The following is a 16856-nucleotide window of genomic DNA, read 5'->3' as shown; positions in this document are numbered from 1 at the left end:
TGGAGAGGAGATTTCACATGAAGTTAGGTTCACATGTATCCATGAGTGGGAAGAAGATGCTGTTAGGTTCGAGTGAAGATGCTGTATCATACGGGGCAAATACGTTTATGATTTATACGGGTGCTCCTCAAAATACTCGCCGTAAAGCAATTGAGGATTTAAATATTGAAAAAGCTAGAGAGCATATGGTGGATAATGGTATAGAAGAAGTCGTGATACATGCACCATATATTATTAATATCGGAAACACACAAAAACCAGAGACTTTTGAATTAGGTGTCAACTTCTTGAGATCTGAAGTGGAACGAACGGAAGCCATTGGAGCAAAACAGATTGTCCTACATCCAGGTGCACATGTAGGTGCAGGAGCCGAGGCAGGTATCAAAAAGATCATTGAAGGATTAAATAAAGTTTTTGAAGTCAAAGAGGATGTTCAAATTGCTTTAGAAACGATGGCAGGGAAAGGATCAGAATGTGGTCGCAGCTTTGATGAACTAGCACAGATCATTGATGGAGTTACTCATAATGAACGTCTATCAGTTTGCTTTGATACCTGTCACGTTCATGATGCAGGCTACGACATTGTTAATGATTTTGACGGTGTTTTAAAGGAGTTTGACGATATTATTGGTTTAGATCGCTTAAAGGTCCTTCATATCAATGATAGCAAAAATGAACGAGGTGCCCGAAAAGACCGACATGAAAATATCGGGTTTGGTCATATCGGCTTTAAGGCACTTCATCATATTATACACCATGATGATATTATGCATTTACCGAAAATTTTAGAAACGCCTTTTGTAGGAACAGATAAGAAAAACAAGAAACCACCTTATAAGTTTGAAATTGAAATGCTAAAAGGTGATGATTTTGACGAAGAATTAAAAGATAAAATAATGAACCAATAACTTATAACCAATCATCAACATTATATTGTTTAGCTAGTCGGTATAGTAGTTCTGAGGCCTGTTTGGCTTCCTGACTGCCAATTTTCTGTTCAATATATTTAAATGTTTTTAATCGATCCTTTTCAGAGAAAGGGTCGATTTTATTTTGTTTAATGAAGTCCAACAGCATAGTAGCCTGTTTATGATTGATTGGTACTTGGTATTCATGGCTATAACTGACCACTTCATTAGGTGTTGCGTTATATAAACGCGTAGTTATTAATTGTTTTAACATGTTTAAACATCCTTTTTTGCGTATTATCTAATGTTTATGTATATGAATTTTTGGGAAGCGTGTGTATCGAGGCATTTTTTTTGCAATTAACTCGTGACTTGTTTACTATTTATGGTTGGGTGCAATATATAATGATAGGACCTTTAGCTTAGAAAGGAGGGGTAAGCAATGAATTCGAGAGGTTATTTAGTATTATTTATAACAATCTTTGTGATGACTACCGCATTTATAATTAATAATATGTATTATGAACAAACAATTAATGAATTAGAAAATGAAAATCAACAATTAAACACACAGCAGGAATTATTACAATCCAATCAGCAAGCTTATCAAGAATTTAAACAAACAACTAAACAGCAGTTAACTTATTCTGAATGGAATGAGATGGAAGCCCAAGCAGATTATATGGTGATCGATAGTGATGGTCACTTTGACAAATCATGGGCACTATTTTTAGTTCAAAAAGCTAAGGATTATGAAGTTGATCCCTTCATTGTGTACGAGCTTATCAAGGTAGAAACTGGAGAAACCTTTGATCCTGAATTAGTCGGTCCGGCGACTGCATTTGGACATGCTTATGGCTTGTCACAATTTATGGAAAATACAGCTCCGTGGATTGCTGACATGGCAGACTTGCCTTATGAGAAGGAGCTCCTTTTTGATCCCACTTATAGTATTGAGCTTTCTGTTGTTTATTTAGATTTTCTGTATGATGAATTTAACAATTGGGATGAGGCATTAACAGCTTATCATCGTGGTCTTGGTGGTTTAGAGCAATATAAAAAGGATCATGGCGATGCTAAAAGTTGGTATGCTGTAGAAATTCAAGAAGAGGCTGACAAAAAGCGATCTATCGCTTTCGCTAATAATTAATATCCTGTTCATTTCCTTATTTGAAAGGTTTGGAATGGACTGTTAGTATAAAATTTATCTTCCCTCACACAATAAGAATACTTTCAAGGAAAGTGAGGGAAGATGAATGAGCAACCATGATGATCAGCGTCCAAAAAGCTACAGTGAAGACGACAATTATTTTGAGCAAAATAATGAAGTTCATAATGAAGTCAGTCAAGACATTAACCCAACAAATGATCCAATTACAGGTGTTCATAATGCCGAGGCAGACAATATAAATCGAAATAATGATGATGTAGAGTTCGCAGAGGCTGCAACATTTAATCCAGATGAGTTAGATGAAGATAAGGTCAGAATTGAAGAACGCGAAACAAGAATGGAAGAGCATGTTGATGCTGGTTGGGGATGGATCGCTTTAGTCGTATCACTATTGTCTTTTTTCGTTTGGACACTGCTATTTGCAGTTGTCGGTGTCGTAATGGGTATTTACGCTAAACGTCGAGGCGCTGATACGCTAGGTAACATTGCGATTGGTTTAGCTATTGTTGCCGTTGCAGTCCGATTGTTCCTATTTCCAGTCATATAGATTAATCATCCCTTAAATGATTATGAATAAAAATGGTCTACCTATATCTAGGTAGACCATTTTTTATACTTGATGTTTCTCTTCTTCTTGTTTTTTATAATACTCTTCAGCCAGTTTGTCGACTTCTTTTTTTAGCTCATCGACCATAATTTCTTCTGGTACTTTACGGATTATTTCACCATGTCTAAATAATAAACCTTCACCTCGTGCACCAGCAATTCCGATATCTGCTTCTCTTGCTTCCCCAGGTCCGTTCACCGCACAGCCTAAGACGGCTACCTTTATAGGTGCCTTAATTTTTTGGATATACTCTTCAACTTCATTAGCGATTGAAATTAAATCAATTTCAATACGTCCACAGGTAGGGCATGAAATTAATGTAGCCGCGTTAGACGCTAATCCAAATGACTTTAGTAATTCTTTAGCAACCTTTACTTCTTCAACTGGGTCAGCACTTAATGAGATTCTGACTGTATTTCCAATTCCTTTACTTAAAATGGCACCTAAGCCAGCTGCACTTTTGACGGTTCCAGCAAATAACGTACCCGACTCGGTAATACCTAAGTGAATAGGGTATTGAATTTGTTGCGCAGCCTTCTCATATGCCTCGATAGCAAGTTTTACATCAGATGCTTTTAGAGATACAACAATATCATGGAAATCAAGATCTTCTAAAACTTTAATATGGTGTAAAGCACTTTCAACCATTGCATCAGCTGTTGGATAACCATATTTTTCAAGCAAGTGACGCTCTAAGGAACCAGCATTTACACCGATTCGGATTGGAATACCCTTTTCTTTTGCAGCGTTAACAACTGCTTCTACTCGTTCACGTTTACCGATATTTCCAGGGTTGATTCTGATTTTATCAGCGCCACCCTCAATGGCTTTTAAAGCTAATCGATAGTCAAAGTGTATATCGACAACTAATGGTATATTAATTTGCTTTTTAATCTCAGGTATCGCATTTGCAGCTCTTTCATCAGGGCAAGCTACACGTACGACTTGACATCCGGCTTCTTCTAAACGGTGAATTTCGTTAACCGTTGCTTCAACATCATGTGTTTTCGTTGTGGTCATTGATTGGATAATGACCTCATCTTTACCGCCGATCACGACGTTCCCCACACGAACCGGTCGTGTATCTTTACGATGTGTAATCGAAGACATCTTCTCAACTCTCCTTTTATTAACCATGGAAAATATTATAGAACAATCCATCAATTATCATAACATAAATAAAGGTTAATGTGCTAACCTTGTCTCTTGCTATAATAAATATATATTGTATTATTTCCAACTAAAATGATATAAAATGATAAAAGGGAGAGAAAAGGAGGAGAAACGTTTGGTTGAATCGGTATTAGGTGTCTTCGTTGTGACATTTTTGGCTATGCTGCTATTATTTGGTGAAATCTTAGTAAGGTTAAAGGGTATAGGCGCCATCTTAGGCATTATTTCGATCGGTTTTTATTTTTCCACTTTCTTAACATCTACCGACTTAATTTTAGTAGGAATAGGTTTTGTTGTAGGTCTTGCTTTGATTATCATGGATGGTAAATTCATTAATGATGGGATCCTGGGATCGATTGGTTTACTTGTTGTTATATTCTCAGTAGCATTTGCTGCACCAAATGGGTTATTTGCTACATACAGCATTGCAGGCGTCATATTAGGTGCGATTAGCAGTTTGATTTTATTAAAGATCTTTCCAAAGCGAAAGATGTGGGGGAAAATGGCACTATTTGATCAATTGACTAGTGACAAAGGGTATAATTCAATGAATGACACTTATAAAGATTTAATTGATCAACAAGGTAAAACAGTTACTGTCCTTCGTCCAATTGGAACAGTCGATGTGAATGGGCAGATGTACAGTGCTATCTCACGTGGAAAATGGATCGAACAAGGAGTGACTGTTTCAATTGTAGAAGTTGACGGAACGAAAATCGTTGTAGAAGAAAAGCTTATGAATGAGGAATAAACCTCAGTCATAAGCTTATTTTTTATTCAAACTGTTTTGGGATATTGGATAAAATCGTGTGTAAAATAATAAAACGGTTAATCCAAAGGTTCTGTCCAGTGAGTTCTGGTTAATAGTGTAATGGTAAATTCACCTCCTATGGAAAGTATAAAAGAAGGATAACGATATTGGTTTTCATGATTTTATTACCGGCTTGTTAAATTATCTGAAAGAGGTGTATAAAAAACGACTTCTTAAGCCAAACTACTATTTTTGATCGTTTTGTAAAGTTTTTGTTAAGAAAACCGGGAAGCTGTTTACGAATAAGGACGAATCAAACATAATAGAATTGCTTTACACAGCAATGATTCGACATTTTATGAATATGAGGTGAGAGTAATGGAAGATGTATCAATTCAAGAGATGTTATTCTTGTTTATTGGTGGATTGGGTATTTTCTTATTTGGTATTAAGTACATGGGGGATGGATTACAACGTTCCGCTGGAGACAAATTGCGTGATATTCTTGATCGTTTTACAACTAACCCATTTATGGGAGTTTTAGCAGGTATTATTGTTACGGTTCTTTTGCAAACAAGTACCGGTACAACTGTTTTAACGATTGGTTTAGTTAATGCTGGATTTATGACTCTAAGACAAGCTATTGGAGTTATTATGGGTGCCAATATTGGTACGACTGTTACTGCATTCATTATCGGAATTAATATTGAAGCATATGCTTTACCAATTATTGCAGTAGGTACATTCCTGTTATTTTTCTTCAAGAGTAAGAAAGCGACTTACCTTGGACAAACGATTTTTGGATTTGGTGCTTTATTCTTAGGTTTAGACTTTATGGGTGAAGGTTTGAAACCCTTACGTTCATTAGAAGCATTCCAAGACTTGACAGTAACGATGAGTGAAATTCCTATCTTAGGTGTAGTAATTGGTACTGTCTTTACAGTTATTGTTCAGAGTTCATCTGCTACCATTGGGGTTTTACAACAGTTATATTCTGAAGGTGCGATCGAATCTCTAAATGCAGCACTACCTGTCCTATTTGGTGACAATATCGGTACCACCATTACGGCTGTATTAGCAGCAATTGGTGCTAGTGTCGCAGCTAAAAGAGCTGCCGCAACCCACGTTATTTTTAACTTGATTGGTGCTACTCTATTTTTAATCTTGTTAGTACCATTTACAGCACTTGTAGAATATCTAACAAATCTGTTAGAACTGGGACCAAGAATGACAATTGCGTTTGCACATGGAATTTTTAATGTAACAAATACGGTTATACAATTTCCATTTATTGCATTGTTAGCTGTTCTAGTCACAAAAATCATCCCAGGTAAAGGTAGCGTTATTGATGGCAAGCCAAAACATTTGGATCCAATATTTATCGAGCAATCTCCTTCAGTCGCCATCTCACAAGCGAAAGAGGAAGCTTTACACATGGGTGAAGTTGCGATAAAAGGTTTGGAAGAAACACGTGAATATTTAAATACAAACCAATCCAAGCATGCTGAAGTTGCTCTATCTCTAGAAAGTGCACTGAATAATTTAGATAAGAAAATAACTAATTATTTAGTTCAAGTTTCTAGTACTGACCTTACAGTAGCAGATGGTAATACACACTCTGCAGTAGTTGACATCGTTCGTGATATTGAACGTATAGGGGATCACTTTGAAAATATCATCGAACTTAATGAATATAAAATTACGAATAAAGTAAACTTAACTGAACAAGCCATGGAAGATCTTAACCAAATGTATAATTTAACGATTGAAACAGTTGGCCAAGCGCTAAAAGCTTTTGACACGATGGATGAAGATTTAGCCAAAACTGTTATGAAAAAAGAAGATGAAATTGATAAGATGGAAAGAGTATACCGTAAGAAACACATTATTCGCCTAAATGAAGGACACTGTAGTGGTACTGCAGGCATAGTCTTTGTTGATATTATTAGTAACTTAGAGCGTATTGGAGACCACGCGCTAAATATTGCACAAGAAGTTACTGGTAAAGGAGAAGAAGAGTAGGGTTCGTGTTTTTTACTAACTCAAAACATAAAACCAACCGGGATTAATGGACATCCCGGTTGGTTTTAATCATGATCATTTTTCTAAGTAACAATCTCTTTAATAAAAAATTAGCGATAGTGTTGACAAGTTATTCGTATCATGGTAAATTATATCTCGTCGCTGTTGATAAGAACCACTCAAATACGACAGATACTTTATAGCTAACATATATTCATATTCCAGCGTAGCTCAGTGGTAGAGCAGTTGGCTGTTAACCAATTGGTCGCAGGTTCGAATCCTGCCGCTGGAGCCATTTATTTTGGCGGCGTAGCTCAGCTGGCGAGAGCGTACGGTTCATACCCGTGAGGTCGGGGGTTCGATCCCCTCCGCCGCCACCAATTATCATTTCATTTAAATACATATCCATATGGCGGTCGTGGCGAAGGGGTTAACGCACCGGATTGTGGCTCCGGCACTCGTGGGTTCGATTCCCACCGATCGCCCCATAGTGGACCCTTAGCTCAGCTGGTTAGAGCTATCGGCTCATAACCGATCGGTCGCAGGTTCGAGTCCTGCAGGGTCCACCATAACTTAATAAACGGAGGAGTACCCAAGTCTGGCTGAAGGGAGCGGTCTTGAAAACCGCCAGGGGCTTCACGGCCCGCGGGGGTTCGAATCCCTCCTCCTCCGCCATTACATACCAGAACAAGCTAATTGCTTGTTTTTTTTTAATTGAGAGAATGTTATTCAATTAAAATGTGTTTATTCGCCTGCTTTCTATTTTGCTTATAATATTCGATCACTTTGGGGATATAGCTTGTCAAATTTGGACAGCTGATATTAGCTTCATGTAAATCATTAATCGCATTTGTACAGTCAAACTGAGAGCGATAATTGAAATAATCTAATGCTTCCTTCTCAACTTTTAGCCATTTCCTTGTTGAAGAAAAAGATAAAAATTTTTTACTGATAGTAAATGGGACCGGCCCCGTTGGTTTTTTTCCTAAATAGTTTTTCATAAAAAGTTGATAAATTTCTTTAGCCTGATAGGGGTTAGGGTCCGTAATGTGATAGGTTTTATTAACACTTATTTTTGAATGGGCTAAATATAAAACAGCATCAAGGACATAATCAATAGGAACCATATTCACTATGCCTTCCCCGGTGCCTAAATAGGGAATAACAGGCAAATACCTTAGGCGAGTCAGATAATTTAAGATCATATAAGGTCCATCAAACTTAGAAGTAACACCAGTTTTTGAATGACCAATAACAATACTTGGTCTTATAATAGTTGTTGGTACATCGTCTTTTAAATCCTCAACTAATTTTTCTGCTTCAAATTTTGATTGTTCGTAGTAGTTTTTAAATGATTGTCCTTGGTCCAGTTCATGTTCATAAATAATTCCTTCTCTCGTTCCTGAAATAAATGCAGTGCTAAAATAAATATAGCGTTCAAGATGATGACATTTTTTAATAAATTGATTAACCTGATGTGTTCCATTGATATTAATGTTACGTGAAATCTCTTCTTCTACAGCTAGATCGTAAACGGCTGCCAGATGGAAAAAATGAGTAATTTGATTAAATAAAATGTCATGCCAATCCTTTTGTATGTTGAGGTTTTCCTTAGTGATATCACCTTCAAGAATGGTTATTTTATTAAGGTTCAGATCTGAGTTATGATTCATTTCTGTTAAATTTTGTTCTGCTTGCTTACGTGTTTCTCTAAGGGTTAGTAAGTAAATGTGGTCTATGTTTGACTGGTGTTTACATAAGGAGTGTAGTAAATTAGCTGTGATGAACCCAGGAAATCCAGTAAAGAAATATGTATGACCCATAAGGAGTGCCTCCTTTCATATGGTTTAATTTTAACAAACTTTTTTGACAATTGGTGTTAAGTGTTAATGAGAGGTATATGATTCTAACGGAAAATATATGCAAAAAGCTTGCATGTCATCTTTGCGGTTGTTAATCTTTTATTTAGAGTGGAATTCAGAATCATTCTGAATTAAAACTCTGATGAAATTATGATTAAGGAGGAATTACATTATGGCTAAATTTGAACTACCAGAATTACCTTATGCTTATGATGCATTAGAACCACACATTGACAAGGAAACGATGAACATTCATCATACGAAACACCATAATACGTATGTAACTAAGCTAAATGCTGCACTAGAGGGTCATGCAGATCTTCAAGATAAGTCTTTAGACGAATTACTTAGCAACTTAGATTCTTTACCAAGTGATATCCAAACGGCTGTTCGTAACAATGGTGGAGGTCATGCAAACCATACATTATTCTGGACGATTCTTTCACCAAACGGTGGTGGAGAACCAACAGGAGAGTTAGCTGATAAAATTAACGAAGCATTTGGTAGCTTTGATCAATTTAAAGATCAATTTGCTCAAGCAGCTGCTGGCCGTTTTGGTTCTGGTTGGGCTTGGTTAGTTGTAAAGAATGGTAATTTAGAAATCACATCAACACCTAATCAGGATACACCTGTAATGGAAGGTATTACACCAATTTTAGGTTTAGATGTTTGGGAGCATGCTTACTACTTAAACTATCAAAACCGTCGTCCAGACTATATTAACGCTTTCTGGAATGTCGTTAATTGGGATGAAGTAAGTAAACGCTACGATGCTGCAAAATAAAAACATAAGTATAAAAAATCTTAAGACTTGTATCTAAAAAGATACAAGTCTTTTTCTTTTCTTTTAATTCTGTATAAGCGTTTTATCATTGCAAAAACTAACCGGTAGAAACGAGGGAGAAGTATGATGTTAAACCGGTTAAATGTCAGTGATCATGAACGCAAAAATTTATATTTGTTGTTAGCCATTGGTTGGCTATATACTTTAGGAATTTTCTTATCCAATATTTTCGTAAATATTTTTCTATGGAAGCAATCTGAAGATATACAAGTCGTTGCTTATTATAATTTGTTCATTGCCTTAGCTCAAATCTTTATTTATGTTGTTTTTGGTAAATGGGCGAAAAAAATCGACCGTATCTTAATTCTCCGTGGTGGGATTGTTTTAATTTCTATATTTTTTATTTCCGTTCTTTCTTTTGGTGAAAATGCTGCCAATTATAATTATCTCTTAGGTGGATTATTAGGTGCTGGTTATGCATTTTTCTGGTTAGCCTATAATATCCTGACATTTGAGGTGACAGAACCTTATACAAGAGATTATTTCAATAGTACGTTAGGCATGCTGCAATCATCGAGTGGTATGATCGGTCCTATAACAGCCGGTTTTATAATTACTGTACTGAAGGGTTATACGGGATATCTGACAATCTTTTTTATATCTTTTATCCTGTTTATACTGGCTGTTGTGTGTAGCTTTTTTATCGAAAGACGATCTGTTGAAGGACAGTATTCAATTCGGGTTGCAGTTAATGAAAGAAATCAAAATCACCATTGGCGACTACTTCTAAATGCTCACTTTTTTCAAGGTACGAGAGAAGGGGTCTTTTTATTTTTAGTTGGATTATTAGTTTACATGGGAACAACAAGTGAGATGACTGTGGGTGTCTATAACTTTATTTATGCAGGAACTTCTCTTCTTGCTTATCAAGTGGTTGCTCGTGTAGTCACTCCGAAAAATCGAATTAAACTGATTACAGTCGGGGTTATTACACTATATCTGTCCATTTTTTGGTTGTTGATTGCCGATGTTCCTTACGAATTTTTTATCTATGGTGCTGTCGTAGGAATTGCTGTTCCTTTCTTTTTTGCACCTTATATGTCAATCTCATATGATGTGATTGGTAAATCAAGCCAAGCACGTGTGTACCGGATTGAGTATATCGTCTTACGTGAAATTGCGTTAAATATGGGACGAGCTGTTTCGTTAACCCTATTTTTAATCGGCTTATTATTTATTGAACAAAATACTTGGATTCATTATGCCATTATTATTTTTGGTGTAGGATATTTGGTTTCCAATATTTGTGTTGCGAAGATTGTGCGTCATCCTAAGAGTGAATAGAAAACCATTAGTTTCTTCCCTTATAAGTGATCACAAAAAATGCTATAATGAACGTAGTTATATGGGGGAGGAGAAAACATTGGTTAAGAAAAAGAAGAAATCACACTTACCTCTTCGATTAAATTTATTATTTTTTGTGATTTTTTTACTTTTTTCAGTATTGATTTTACAATTGGGTGTTGTTCAAATCTTATATGGACAAGATGCGCAAGATGAGATTAATCGTACAGAACAAGTAACATCACAAACCCCTGTACCAAGGGGGAGAATGTTTGATCGCATGGGGAATTTAATTGTAGATAATGAAGCACAGTTAGCGATAACATACACGCCTAGAAAACATGTACAACCTGAGGATAACTTGAAGTTGGCTAAAGAGCTAGTTGAATTTTTAGAGATGGATACAGACTCAGTATCAGAGAGAAACATGAAGGATTTTTGGATTTTAGAAAATCATGAGAAAGCTTTTAGTCGATTGACTCCGGAAGACTTAGAGGGTGATGACTTAGACCAGTATTACGCGGCTTTAGATTATGTAACTGAGGATGACCTTGATGAAATTACGAATGAGGATATGAAAGTCATTGCAATTAAAAGAGAGCTAGATCAAGCCTATGAATTGACACCGCATATTATAAAACGTGATCAAGTTACTCAGGAGGAGTATGCTATAATTGCTGAAAATTTAAATCAATTTCCTGGTATTAACGTTACAACAGACTGGGAACGTGACTTTTTATACGATGGTACATTCCGTAATTATATCGGGAGTATTACAACAAGTAGGCAGGGGCTACCAAGTGATGATTTAGAATATTTTATTACACGAAATTATAACCGTAATGATCGTGTCGGTCGTAGTGGGATTGAAGAAGAATATGAGCTTTCCTTAAAAGGTCATAAAGAAGTAAGAGAACATATCACCGATTCCAGTGGAAACGTGGTTACGAGTGAGTTAGTTAGAGAAGGTGAACGAGGAAAAGATTTAGTTCTTTCCATTGATATAGAGCTTCAAGAAAGGCTAGATCAAATTGTTCAAGAGGAATTAGAGACAGCCATTGAAATGTACCCTGAAGAAAATCGGTTTATGAATAATGCCATGGCCGTTATGATGGATCCGAATACTGGAGAAGTATTAGCCATTTCTGGTCAGGATTATGATCGCGATGCTGAGGAAGATGAAACTCCATTTAGCGATGAATCATTTCGAGTCATTTATGATTCCCATCTACCGGGATCATCAATAAAAGGTGCAACATTATTAGCTGGATTAGATAGTGGTGTTGTTTCACCAGATGAAGTCATAAATGACCGCCCGATTAAAATTGCTGGTGACGAAGAGAAAAGCTCGATTCGTGATATGGGTAATGTAAATGATATTGATGCTCTACGCCGATCTTCTAATATTTATATGTTCTTTATTGCCATGCGTATGGGTGGAGAATTTAATTATAGTTATGGTGATTCGATTAGCTATGACCAACAAGGTTATGTGGATATGGTCAACTATTTTAAGCAGTTTGGCTTAGGTGTTTCCACGGGTATCGACTTCCCTTATGAGGGAACGGGTGTAAGTGGTGATGGTGATCAAGCTTATGAACTTATTGACTTTGCTATTGGTCAATATGAATCCTACACAACTTTACAATTAGCTCAATACGTATCAACAATAGCTAATGGTGGCTATCGAATAGCACCATCATTGGTTAAACAAATTCATAGTTCAGGCGAGACGGAGAAACTAGGCCCAATCTATTCGGTTAACGAACCTAAGGTATTAAATAAGCTTGGGGTGTCTGATGATCATTTAGATCGTGTTCACGAAGGATTTCGCCAGGCTTTCCAAGAAGAGGGAGGCACGGCTTATTACCAGTTTAACGACGTGGATTATAGCCCAGCCGGAAAAACTGGAACCGCAGAGGATTATGTTTTTATCGATGGTCAAAGACATTACGTACAAAACTTAACGTTAGTTGGTTATGCTCCACATGACCAACCTGAAGTGGCCTTTGCTGTAGTTGTTCCTCATACGGGTGTGATTAGTGGTGGTGAATCACAGCATCCGATCAACTTAACGATTGGAAGACGTGCTTTGGATAGTTATTTTGAACTACAAGAAGAGCGTGAAGAAGACCTTGAAGATGAGCTTGAAGATAACGAGGTTATTGATGATGAAAATGATTTAGAAGATATTGATGAAGTGGACAATTTAGAACAAGAATAAGCTAAAGCCCCTGTTAACAGTGACAGGGGCTTTAACAATGGTATATCTTTCGATTCGATATAATATAATCAACAGGAATATCATAATGATCAAAAGGTAAGTTCTTTACAATTTGCTCTTCCATTGCTATGGATATTTTAGCTTGATTGAAGTTAGCTAAATATCGGTCATAGTACCCCCCACCATAGCCAATCCGATACCCTTGGTGATCAAACAATAAGCCTGGTACGATGATTAGATCGATATCTTCCTTATAAACAAGTTTATGTCTCTCCTCTTTAGGTTCGTAAAGATCTAAATAGACATTTTCTAATTCATGACGATTAGTAAATGAGTAAAACTTCATTTGATGATCATTATTAGGATAGCATTTAGGGATGACGACGTTTTTCCCCTCTTTCCAGGCTTGCTCAATAAGAGGGAATGTATCTAATTCAATTTTTCGAGGGATAGTAACCGCTATGGTATTAGCCTTTAACCAGAGGTTTGAATTAAACAGGTGTTTGGAGATATCATGGATCGCGGTTTGCTTATAGTTCTGGTTAATATTAGTTAAGAGACGTTTACTTAATACTCTAAAGGTTTGTTTATACATAAATTCATCTCCTAGCAGGTATTCTAGAGGATCATAAAAGAGTTTTAGGTAAAGAAAAAAACAGCAGGAGTCTCCTACTGTTTTACTTCGTTTCACGGTGTAACGTATGCTTTCCAAGTCTTGGAGAATATTTTTTCAATTCTAAACGATCTGGATTTGTACGTTTATTTTTAGTAGTGATGTAGTTACGATCACCAGTTTCAGTGCAAGCTAATGTGATTTGTACACGCATGATTATTCCCTCCATTCTACATTCAACATTTTGACCTAACTATCATACCAAAACTGACACAATTATTCAAGGTATTACATGAACATGCTGTTAATTAAACAATGTCTTAATTTAGATAAATTTAATTTGCGATTTCGAATCATGCAAATGATCTAAGGTCAAAGCTTTAAGGATTCAAAGGTCAAAAAGAAGGTAGAGTTACTATTTTGCAAAAACTAATAGCAGAATGGATTTCCTATAAAAGTAATTTCTATTATAAAATGAACGTGGTAAACTATTAGTTGAACAAGTAAATAGAGGTGAACATTATGTTTAATACCATTATTACCTTATTAGTTGTAGGTATTATTTTGTTTATTATATCTTTTTTCATGAATAATCGATTCGATGAACTTGAAAAAGAACTAGAGCAACTGTCGATCAATCAGGCTCAAGATCACTTTACCTTAAAAAACAAAGTAAAAGTATTAGAAGAGGAACTGTTGAAGGATACGGTGAATTTGAATGATCTAACCAAAGGCCATACCAATAGTCAATCTAGTAAACTTCAAACAAGGCGTGATCAAGAACCACCTATTATCAAGGAGATCAAAACTTTGTATGAACAAGGTTTAGGTGTAGAGGAAATCGAAAATAGAACGGGATTAGACCGAAATGACATCAAGGTTATTATCCAACAAAAATCTAACCATCAGTTATTTGGATAAACAGAAAGGGATGAAAGTAGTTGAGAACAGTAGTTATGTCTTTTTCAATTGGTATTCTTGTCTCAACTAGCATTTTAGCAGGTGCATATTATTCAACAGATAGAGAATTAAGCCAGGAACAATCAACTAGTAATCATGAATTGGAACTAAGTGAAGAAAAGGCGACTGAATATTTAACTGAAAGAGGCTTCATGGTTATAGACTCAAACGAATATGATGAATTAAAAGAAGAAATTGAGCAACAGCAGGCATTGCTTGAGGAACAACAGGAAGTAATTAATCAAAATTCATCCGAAGAGGAATTAGACACACAAACTGAAAAAGATAACGACCAAGAACAGACAGCTATTTATACACTCGAAATTACAGATGGAATGAGTTCAAGGGATATTGCATTAGAACTTGAAGAAGCTAACGTGATTTCTGATGCAAGTGAATTTAGTCAATATTTAGGAGAGAACGATTATAGCCGTTCCATTCAAATCGGCTCATATGTTCTAACATCAGAGATGAGTTATCATCAAATAGCCATTACCATTGCTAATTAATCTATCGTATTAAGATTGCTTCAAGCGGGGAGTTGTTCGTTTGTTTGTAACTGAAAAATATGTGATGTTAAAATCCATTGATCATCTGATAAAAGAAGGTCAAGCAGATATACGTTTTATTTCGGAACAGAGGAATGTATTTATTTTAGAGAGGTATGAGAAACAAACAAACACAAGTCATGTAATCATGTTTCAACATAAACAATTCGATTGGTCTAATCATCTGAAACGTGATTTTCAGCAAAATGTTCAATACCTTGATAAAAATATACGAATGCTTCGTGGACGTAAAATCCATTACCATGTGGTGTATGTAGCTAATTTAGCACCTGTTGATGAATGGAAGGATATTAGAACAACCAAGCAAATTAAAGGCGCTAAAAACATCCATACCACAGCGTATTATTTAAGTGAGGAAGATCGAGACGAAGAGCTGCAGAGGTTGTCAAATTACGTACAGCTAGACACGTCGATCACAATCACTTCTTTACCTACTCATGAAGAACAAGAACAACAATCCTTATATCTTGAACAAAAATTATATGGGTTGCATAGAAAGAAAGAGCGAGAATTTAAGCAGGTATTTCACTTTGGAAAAACAAGGGTGACCTTTGTTTTAATTGCTCTTAACTTAGTGATCTTTGCTTTATTAGAAAGGAATGGCAGTAGTACAGATACGTTTCATCTCATTGATTGGGGAGCTAAGTTTAATCCCGCAATCGCCAATGGTGAATGGTGGCGTATAATAACTTCGATGTTTCTGCATATAGGAGCACTACATTTGTTTATGAATATGCTTGCTTTATTTTTCCTTGGCGATGTTGCAGAAAAAATTTATGGGACGAAAAGGTTTTTGTTTATCTATTTTACTGCTGGTGTCTTTGGAGGGGTAGCTAGTTTTGCAACTAATGATGCTGTAGCTGCTGGTGCATCTGGAGCAATATTTGGATTGTTTGGTGCTTTACTGTTCTTCGGGGTACATTACCGGGATTTATTTTTCAAAACCATTGGTTCCAGTTTATTAATCATTGTCGCCATCAATATTGTCTTTGGTTTTACGATTCCACAAATAGACAACGGAGCCCATCTAGGTGGATTGATTGGTGGTTTTTTCGCTGCCCAAATTGTACATTTGCCCAAAAAGAAAGATATAATGAAACAAGTTGTCGCAATTGTTATCATTGTCATATCCATCGTGACTATGGGCAATTATGGCGTGAAACATGCTGAATCTTCTGAAGACCCCCAGACCTTAGCTTTAATTGCCCAACAGTATATCAATGATGAATCTTATTCTCGTGTAGAAAACGTTCTAACTGATGCGATCGAGCAGGGAATTGAGCATGAGTACTTATATTTCTATCGTTCCGTGGCGCTTATTGAATTAGATGAATTAGAACGTGCAGAAGAGGATTTAAAGAAGGCAATAGAACTTAATGAATATTTTTCAGAAGCATACTATAATTTAGGGGTCTTATATGAACAAAAAGGAGATATTCATACAGCAATTGACCATGTCAAACGCGCTTTAGAAATCAGACCAGATGATGAGCAATTTAATCAATATTATGAACAATTGATTGAGTCTTGATCTTACTTTTAGTTGAAAGGAGAAAAAGATGAAAAGCTTCTATGAAGTTCAACAACTACTAAAGCGATTTGGTACTTTAGTATATGTAGGTGACCGTCAATCCGATGCATTATTAATGGAGGAAGAGGTTAGAGAACTATATCAAAACCAATTAATTACTATTGAAGAGTATCGAGATGCTATATTAATATTACAGAAAGAGAAAAAAACTTAAATTGATGATTAACGATAATTAAAAAGGGGTAATAAATAGTTATATTTATGAAACTTTTTTTAGTTCAGATCGTCTAATTATTATGGAAGACCTTTTGATATGTCTGGTTTAGGAAGTGAGGGG

The 16856-nt window shown here is 36.0% G+C and carries 17 protein-coding genes and 5 tRNA genes; 17 read left to right on the top strand and 5 right to left on the bottom strand.

What is annotated here, in order from left to right; all coding sequences use genetic code 11:
- The first annotated feature begins 17 nt into the window (after nt 1-17).
- Nucleotides 18-908 carry a deoxyribonuclease IV gene (locus HWQ49_RS03535; protein WP_188206173.1) on the top strand — a complete coding sequence of 297 codons (891 nt, stop codon included), beginning with the start codon at nt 18-20 and terminating at the stop codon, nt 906-908.
- A 1-nt stretch (nt 909) separates the two neighbouring features.
- Here HWQ49_RS03535 and HWQ49_RS03530 read toward each other — a convergent pair whose 3' ends face one another.
- Nucleotides 910-1182, bottom strand: coding sequence for a DUF2624 family protein (locus tag HWQ49_RS03530; RefSeq protein WP_188206172.1), 273 nt, complete (start codon nt 1180-1182; stop codon nt 910-912).
- A 168-nt stretch (nt 1183-1350) separates the two neighbouring features.
- Here HWQ49_RS03530 and HWQ49_RS03525 point away from each other — a divergent pair, with 168 nt between their 5' ends.
- Nucleotides 1351-2058, top strand: coding sequence for a lytic transglycosylase domain-containing protein (locus HWQ49_RS03525; RefSeq protein WP_188206171.1), 708 nt, complete (start codon nt 1351-1353; stop codon nt 2056-2058).
- A gap of 106 nt (nt 2059-2164) precedes the next feature.
- Entirely contained in the window at nt 2165-2626 is a 462-nt protein-coding gene (locus tag HWQ49_RS03520) for a hypothetical protein (RefSeq protein WP_188206170.1), read from the top strand.
- Between the two features lie 63 nt (nt 2627-2689).
- On the opposite strand, the gene ispG is transcribed toward HWQ49_RS03520, so the two are convergent.
- The gene (gene ispG, locus HWQ49_RS03515) at nt 2690-3787 is read right to left on the bottom strand and encodes a flavodoxin-dependent (E)-4-hydroxy-3-methylbut-2-enyl-diphosphate synthase (protein WP_188206524.1); all 1098 of its coding nucleotides are present in this window, start codon (nt 3785-3787) and stop codon (nt 2690-2692) included.
- 187 nt (nt 3788-3974) lie between these two features.
- Between ispG and HWQ49_RS03510 the strand changes: the two genes are divergently transcribed.
- From HWQ49_RS03510 to HWQ49_RS03480, 7 genes are all read left to right on the top strand, one after another.
- Nucleotides 3975-4610 (top strand): NfeD family protein, encoded by a 636-nt coding sequence (locus HWQ49_RS03510; protein WP_223154969.1) that lies wholly within the window; start codon nt 3975-3977, stop codon nt 4608-4610.
- Nucleotides 4611-4988: 378 nt separating this feature from the next.
- A complete protein-coding gene (locus HWQ49_RS03505; RefSeq protein ID WP_188206168.1) occupies nt 4989-6632 on the top strand; it encodes a Na/Pi cotransporter family protein in 1644 nt (547 codons plus the stop codon).
- Nucleotides 6633-6852: 220 nt separating this feature from the next.
- A tRNA-Asn gene (locus tag HWQ49_RS03500) sits at nt 6853-6927 on the top strand.
- Between the two features lie 8 nt (nt 6928-6935).
- Nucleotides 6936-7012 (top strand) — tRNA-Met (locus HWQ49_RS03495).
- A 32-nt stretch (nt 7013-7044) separates the two neighbouring features.
- A tRNA-His gene (locus HWQ49_RS03490) sits at nt 7045-7120 on the top strand.
- 4 nt (nt 7121-7124) lie between these two features.
- Nucleotides 7125-7201, top strand: a tRNA-Ile gene (locus HWQ49_RS03485).
- 13 nt (nt 7202-7214) lie between these two features.
- Nucleotides 7215-7307 (top strand) — tRNA-Ser (locus HWQ49_RS03480).
- Nucleotides 7308-7357: 50 nt separating this feature from the next.
- Here the strand turns inward: HWQ49_RS03480 and HWQ49_RS03475 are convergent.
- Nucleotides 7358-8455 (bottom strand): SDR family oxidoreductase, encoded by a 1098-nt coding sequence (locus HWQ49_RS03475; protein ID WP_188206167.1) that lies wholly within the window; start codon nt 8453-8455, stop codon nt 7358-7360.
- A gap of 211 nt (nt 8456-8666) precedes the next feature.
- Between HWQ49_RS03475 and HWQ49_RS03470 the strand changes: the two genes are divergently transcribed.
- The 3 genes from HWQ49_RS03470 to HWQ49_RS03460 all read left to right on the top strand — a co-directional run bounded on the left by HWQ49_RS03470 (nt 8667) and on the right by HWQ49_RS03460 (nt 12846).
- Entirely contained in the window at nt 8667-9278 is a 612-nt protein-coding gene (locus tag HWQ49_RS03470; protein ID WP_188206166.1) for a superoxide dismutase, read from the top strand.
- Between the two features lie 126 nt (nt 9279-9404).
- Nucleotides 9405-10622, top strand: a complete 1218-nt coding sequence (locus HWQ49_RS03465; RefSeq protein ID WP_223154967.1) for an MFS transporter — start codon at nt 9405-9407, stop codon at nt 10620-10622.
- Between the two features lie 79 nt (nt 10623-10701).
- Nucleotides 10702-12846: a peptidoglycan D,D-transpeptidase FtsI family protein gene (locus tag HWQ49_RS03460; protein ID WP_317450901.1), complete on the top strand. Its 2145-nt coding sequence runs from the start codon at nt 10702-10704 to the stop codon at nt 12844-12846.
- A gap of 31 nt (nt 12847-12877) precedes the next feature.
- Here HWQ49_RS03460 and HWQ49_RS03455 read toward each other — a convergent pair whose 3' ends face one another.
- On the bottom strand, nt 12878-13441 hold the full coding sequence (locus tag HWQ49_RS03455; RefSeq protein WP_188206163.1) for a 5-formyltetrahydrofolate cyclo-ligase: 564 nt from the start codon (nt 13439-13441) through the stop codon (nt 12878-12880).
- Between the two features lie 82 nt (nt 13442-13523).
- A complete protein-coding gene (gene rpmG / locus HWQ49_RS03450) occupies nt 13524-13673 on the bottom strand; it encodes a 50S ribosomal protein L33 (protein WP_188206162.1) in 150 nt (49 codons plus the stop codon).
- A gap of 308 nt (nt 13674-13981) precedes the next feature.
- Between rpmG and HWQ49_RS03445 the strand changes: the two genes are divergently transcribed.
- Genes HWQ49_RS03445 through HWQ49_RS03430 form a run of 4 tightly spaced genes read left to right on the top strand, consistent with a single transcriptional unit; the run spans nt 13982 to nt 16733 of the window.
- Nucleotides 13982-14380, top strand: a complete 399-nt coding sequence (locus tag HWQ49_RS03445) for a hypothetical protein (RefSeq protein WP_188206161.1) — start codon at nt 13982-13984, stop codon at nt 14378-14380.
- 20 nt (nt 14381-14400) lie between these two features.
- A complete protein-coding gene (locus HWQ49_RS03440; RefSeq protein WP_188206538.1) occupies nt 14401-14928 on the top strand; it encodes a hypothetical protein in 528 nt (175 codons plus the stop codon).
- Nucleotides 14929-14968: 40 nt separating this feature from the next.
- Nucleotides 14969-16519 carry a rhomboid family intramembrane serine protease gene (locus HWQ49_RS03435; RefSeq protein WP_188206160.1) on the top strand — a complete coding sequence of 517 codons (1551 nt, stop codon included), beginning with the start codon at nt 14969-14971 and terminating at the stop codon, nt 16517-16519.
- A gap of 28 nt (nt 16520-16547) precedes the next feature.
- Nucleotides 16548-16733 (top strand): YqgQ family protein, encoded by a 186-nt coding sequence (locus tag HWQ49_RS03430; protein WP_188206159.1) that lies wholly within the window; start codon nt 16548-16550, stop codon nt 16731-16733.
- Nucleotides 16734-16856 lie beyond the last annotated feature (123 nt).

Origin of the sequence: Alkalibacillus aidingensis (assembly GCF_014595945.1) — a bacterium.
GTDB lineage: Bacteria > Bacillota > Bacilli > Bacillales > Alkalibacillaceae > Alkalibacillus > Alkalibacillus aidingensis.
This window is presented reverse-complemented; position numbering and strand designations above follow the sequence as displayed.

What these genes read in the sequence shown, in the direction of transcription:
- HWQ49_RS03535 (WP_188206173.1), top strand. Translation starts at nt 18, where the DNA reads ATGAAGTTAGGTTCACATGTATCCATGAGTGGGAAGAAGATGCTGTTA.
- HWQ49_RS03530 (WP_188206172.1), bottom strand. Translation starts at nt 1,182, where the DNA reads ATGTTAAAACAATTAATAACTACGCGTTTATATAACGCAACACCTAAT.
- HWQ49_RS03525 (WP_188206171.1), top strand. Translation starts at nt 1,351, where the DNA reads ATGAATTCGAGAGGTTATTTAGTATTATTTATAACAATCTTTGTGATG.
- HWQ49_RS03520 (WP_188206170.1), top strand. Translation starts at nt 2,165, where the DNA reads ATGAGCAACCATGATGATCAGCGTCCAAAAAGCTACAGTGAAGACGAC.
- HWQ49_RS03505 (WP_188206168.1), top strand. Translation starts at nt 4,989, where the DNA reads ATGGAAGATGTATCAATTCAAGAGATGTTATTCTTGTTTATTGGTGGA.
- HWQ49_RS03475 (WP_188206167.1), bottom strand. Translation starts at nt 8,455, where the DNA reads ATGGGTCATACATATTTCTTTACTGGATTTCCTGGGTTCATCACAGCT.
- HWQ49_RS03470 (WP_188206166.1), top strand. Translation starts at nt 8,667, where the DNA reads ATGGCTAAATTTGAACTACCAGAATTACCTTATGCTTATGATGCATTA.
- HWQ49_RS03465 (WP_223154967.1), top strand. Translation starts at nt 9,405, where the DNA reads ATGTTAAACCGGTTAAATGTCAGTGATCATGAACGCAAAAATTTATAT.
- HWQ49_RS03455 (WP_188206163.1), bottom strand. Translation starts at nt 13,441, where the DNA reads ATGTATAAACAAACCTTTAGAGTATTAAGTAAACGTCTCTTAACTAAT.
- rpmG (WP_188206162.1), bottom strand. Translation starts at nt 13,673, where the DNA reads ATGCGTGTACAAATCACATTAGCTTGCACTGAAACTGGTGATCGTAAC.
- HWQ49_RS03445 (WP_188206161.1), top strand. Translation starts at nt 13,982, where the DNA reads ATGTTTAATACCATTATTACCTTATTAGTTGTAGGTATTATTTTGTTT.
- HWQ49_RS03430 (WP_188206159.1), top strand. Translation starts at nt 16,548, where the DNA reads ATGAAAAGCTTCTATGAAGTTCAACAACTACTAAAGCGATTTGGTACT.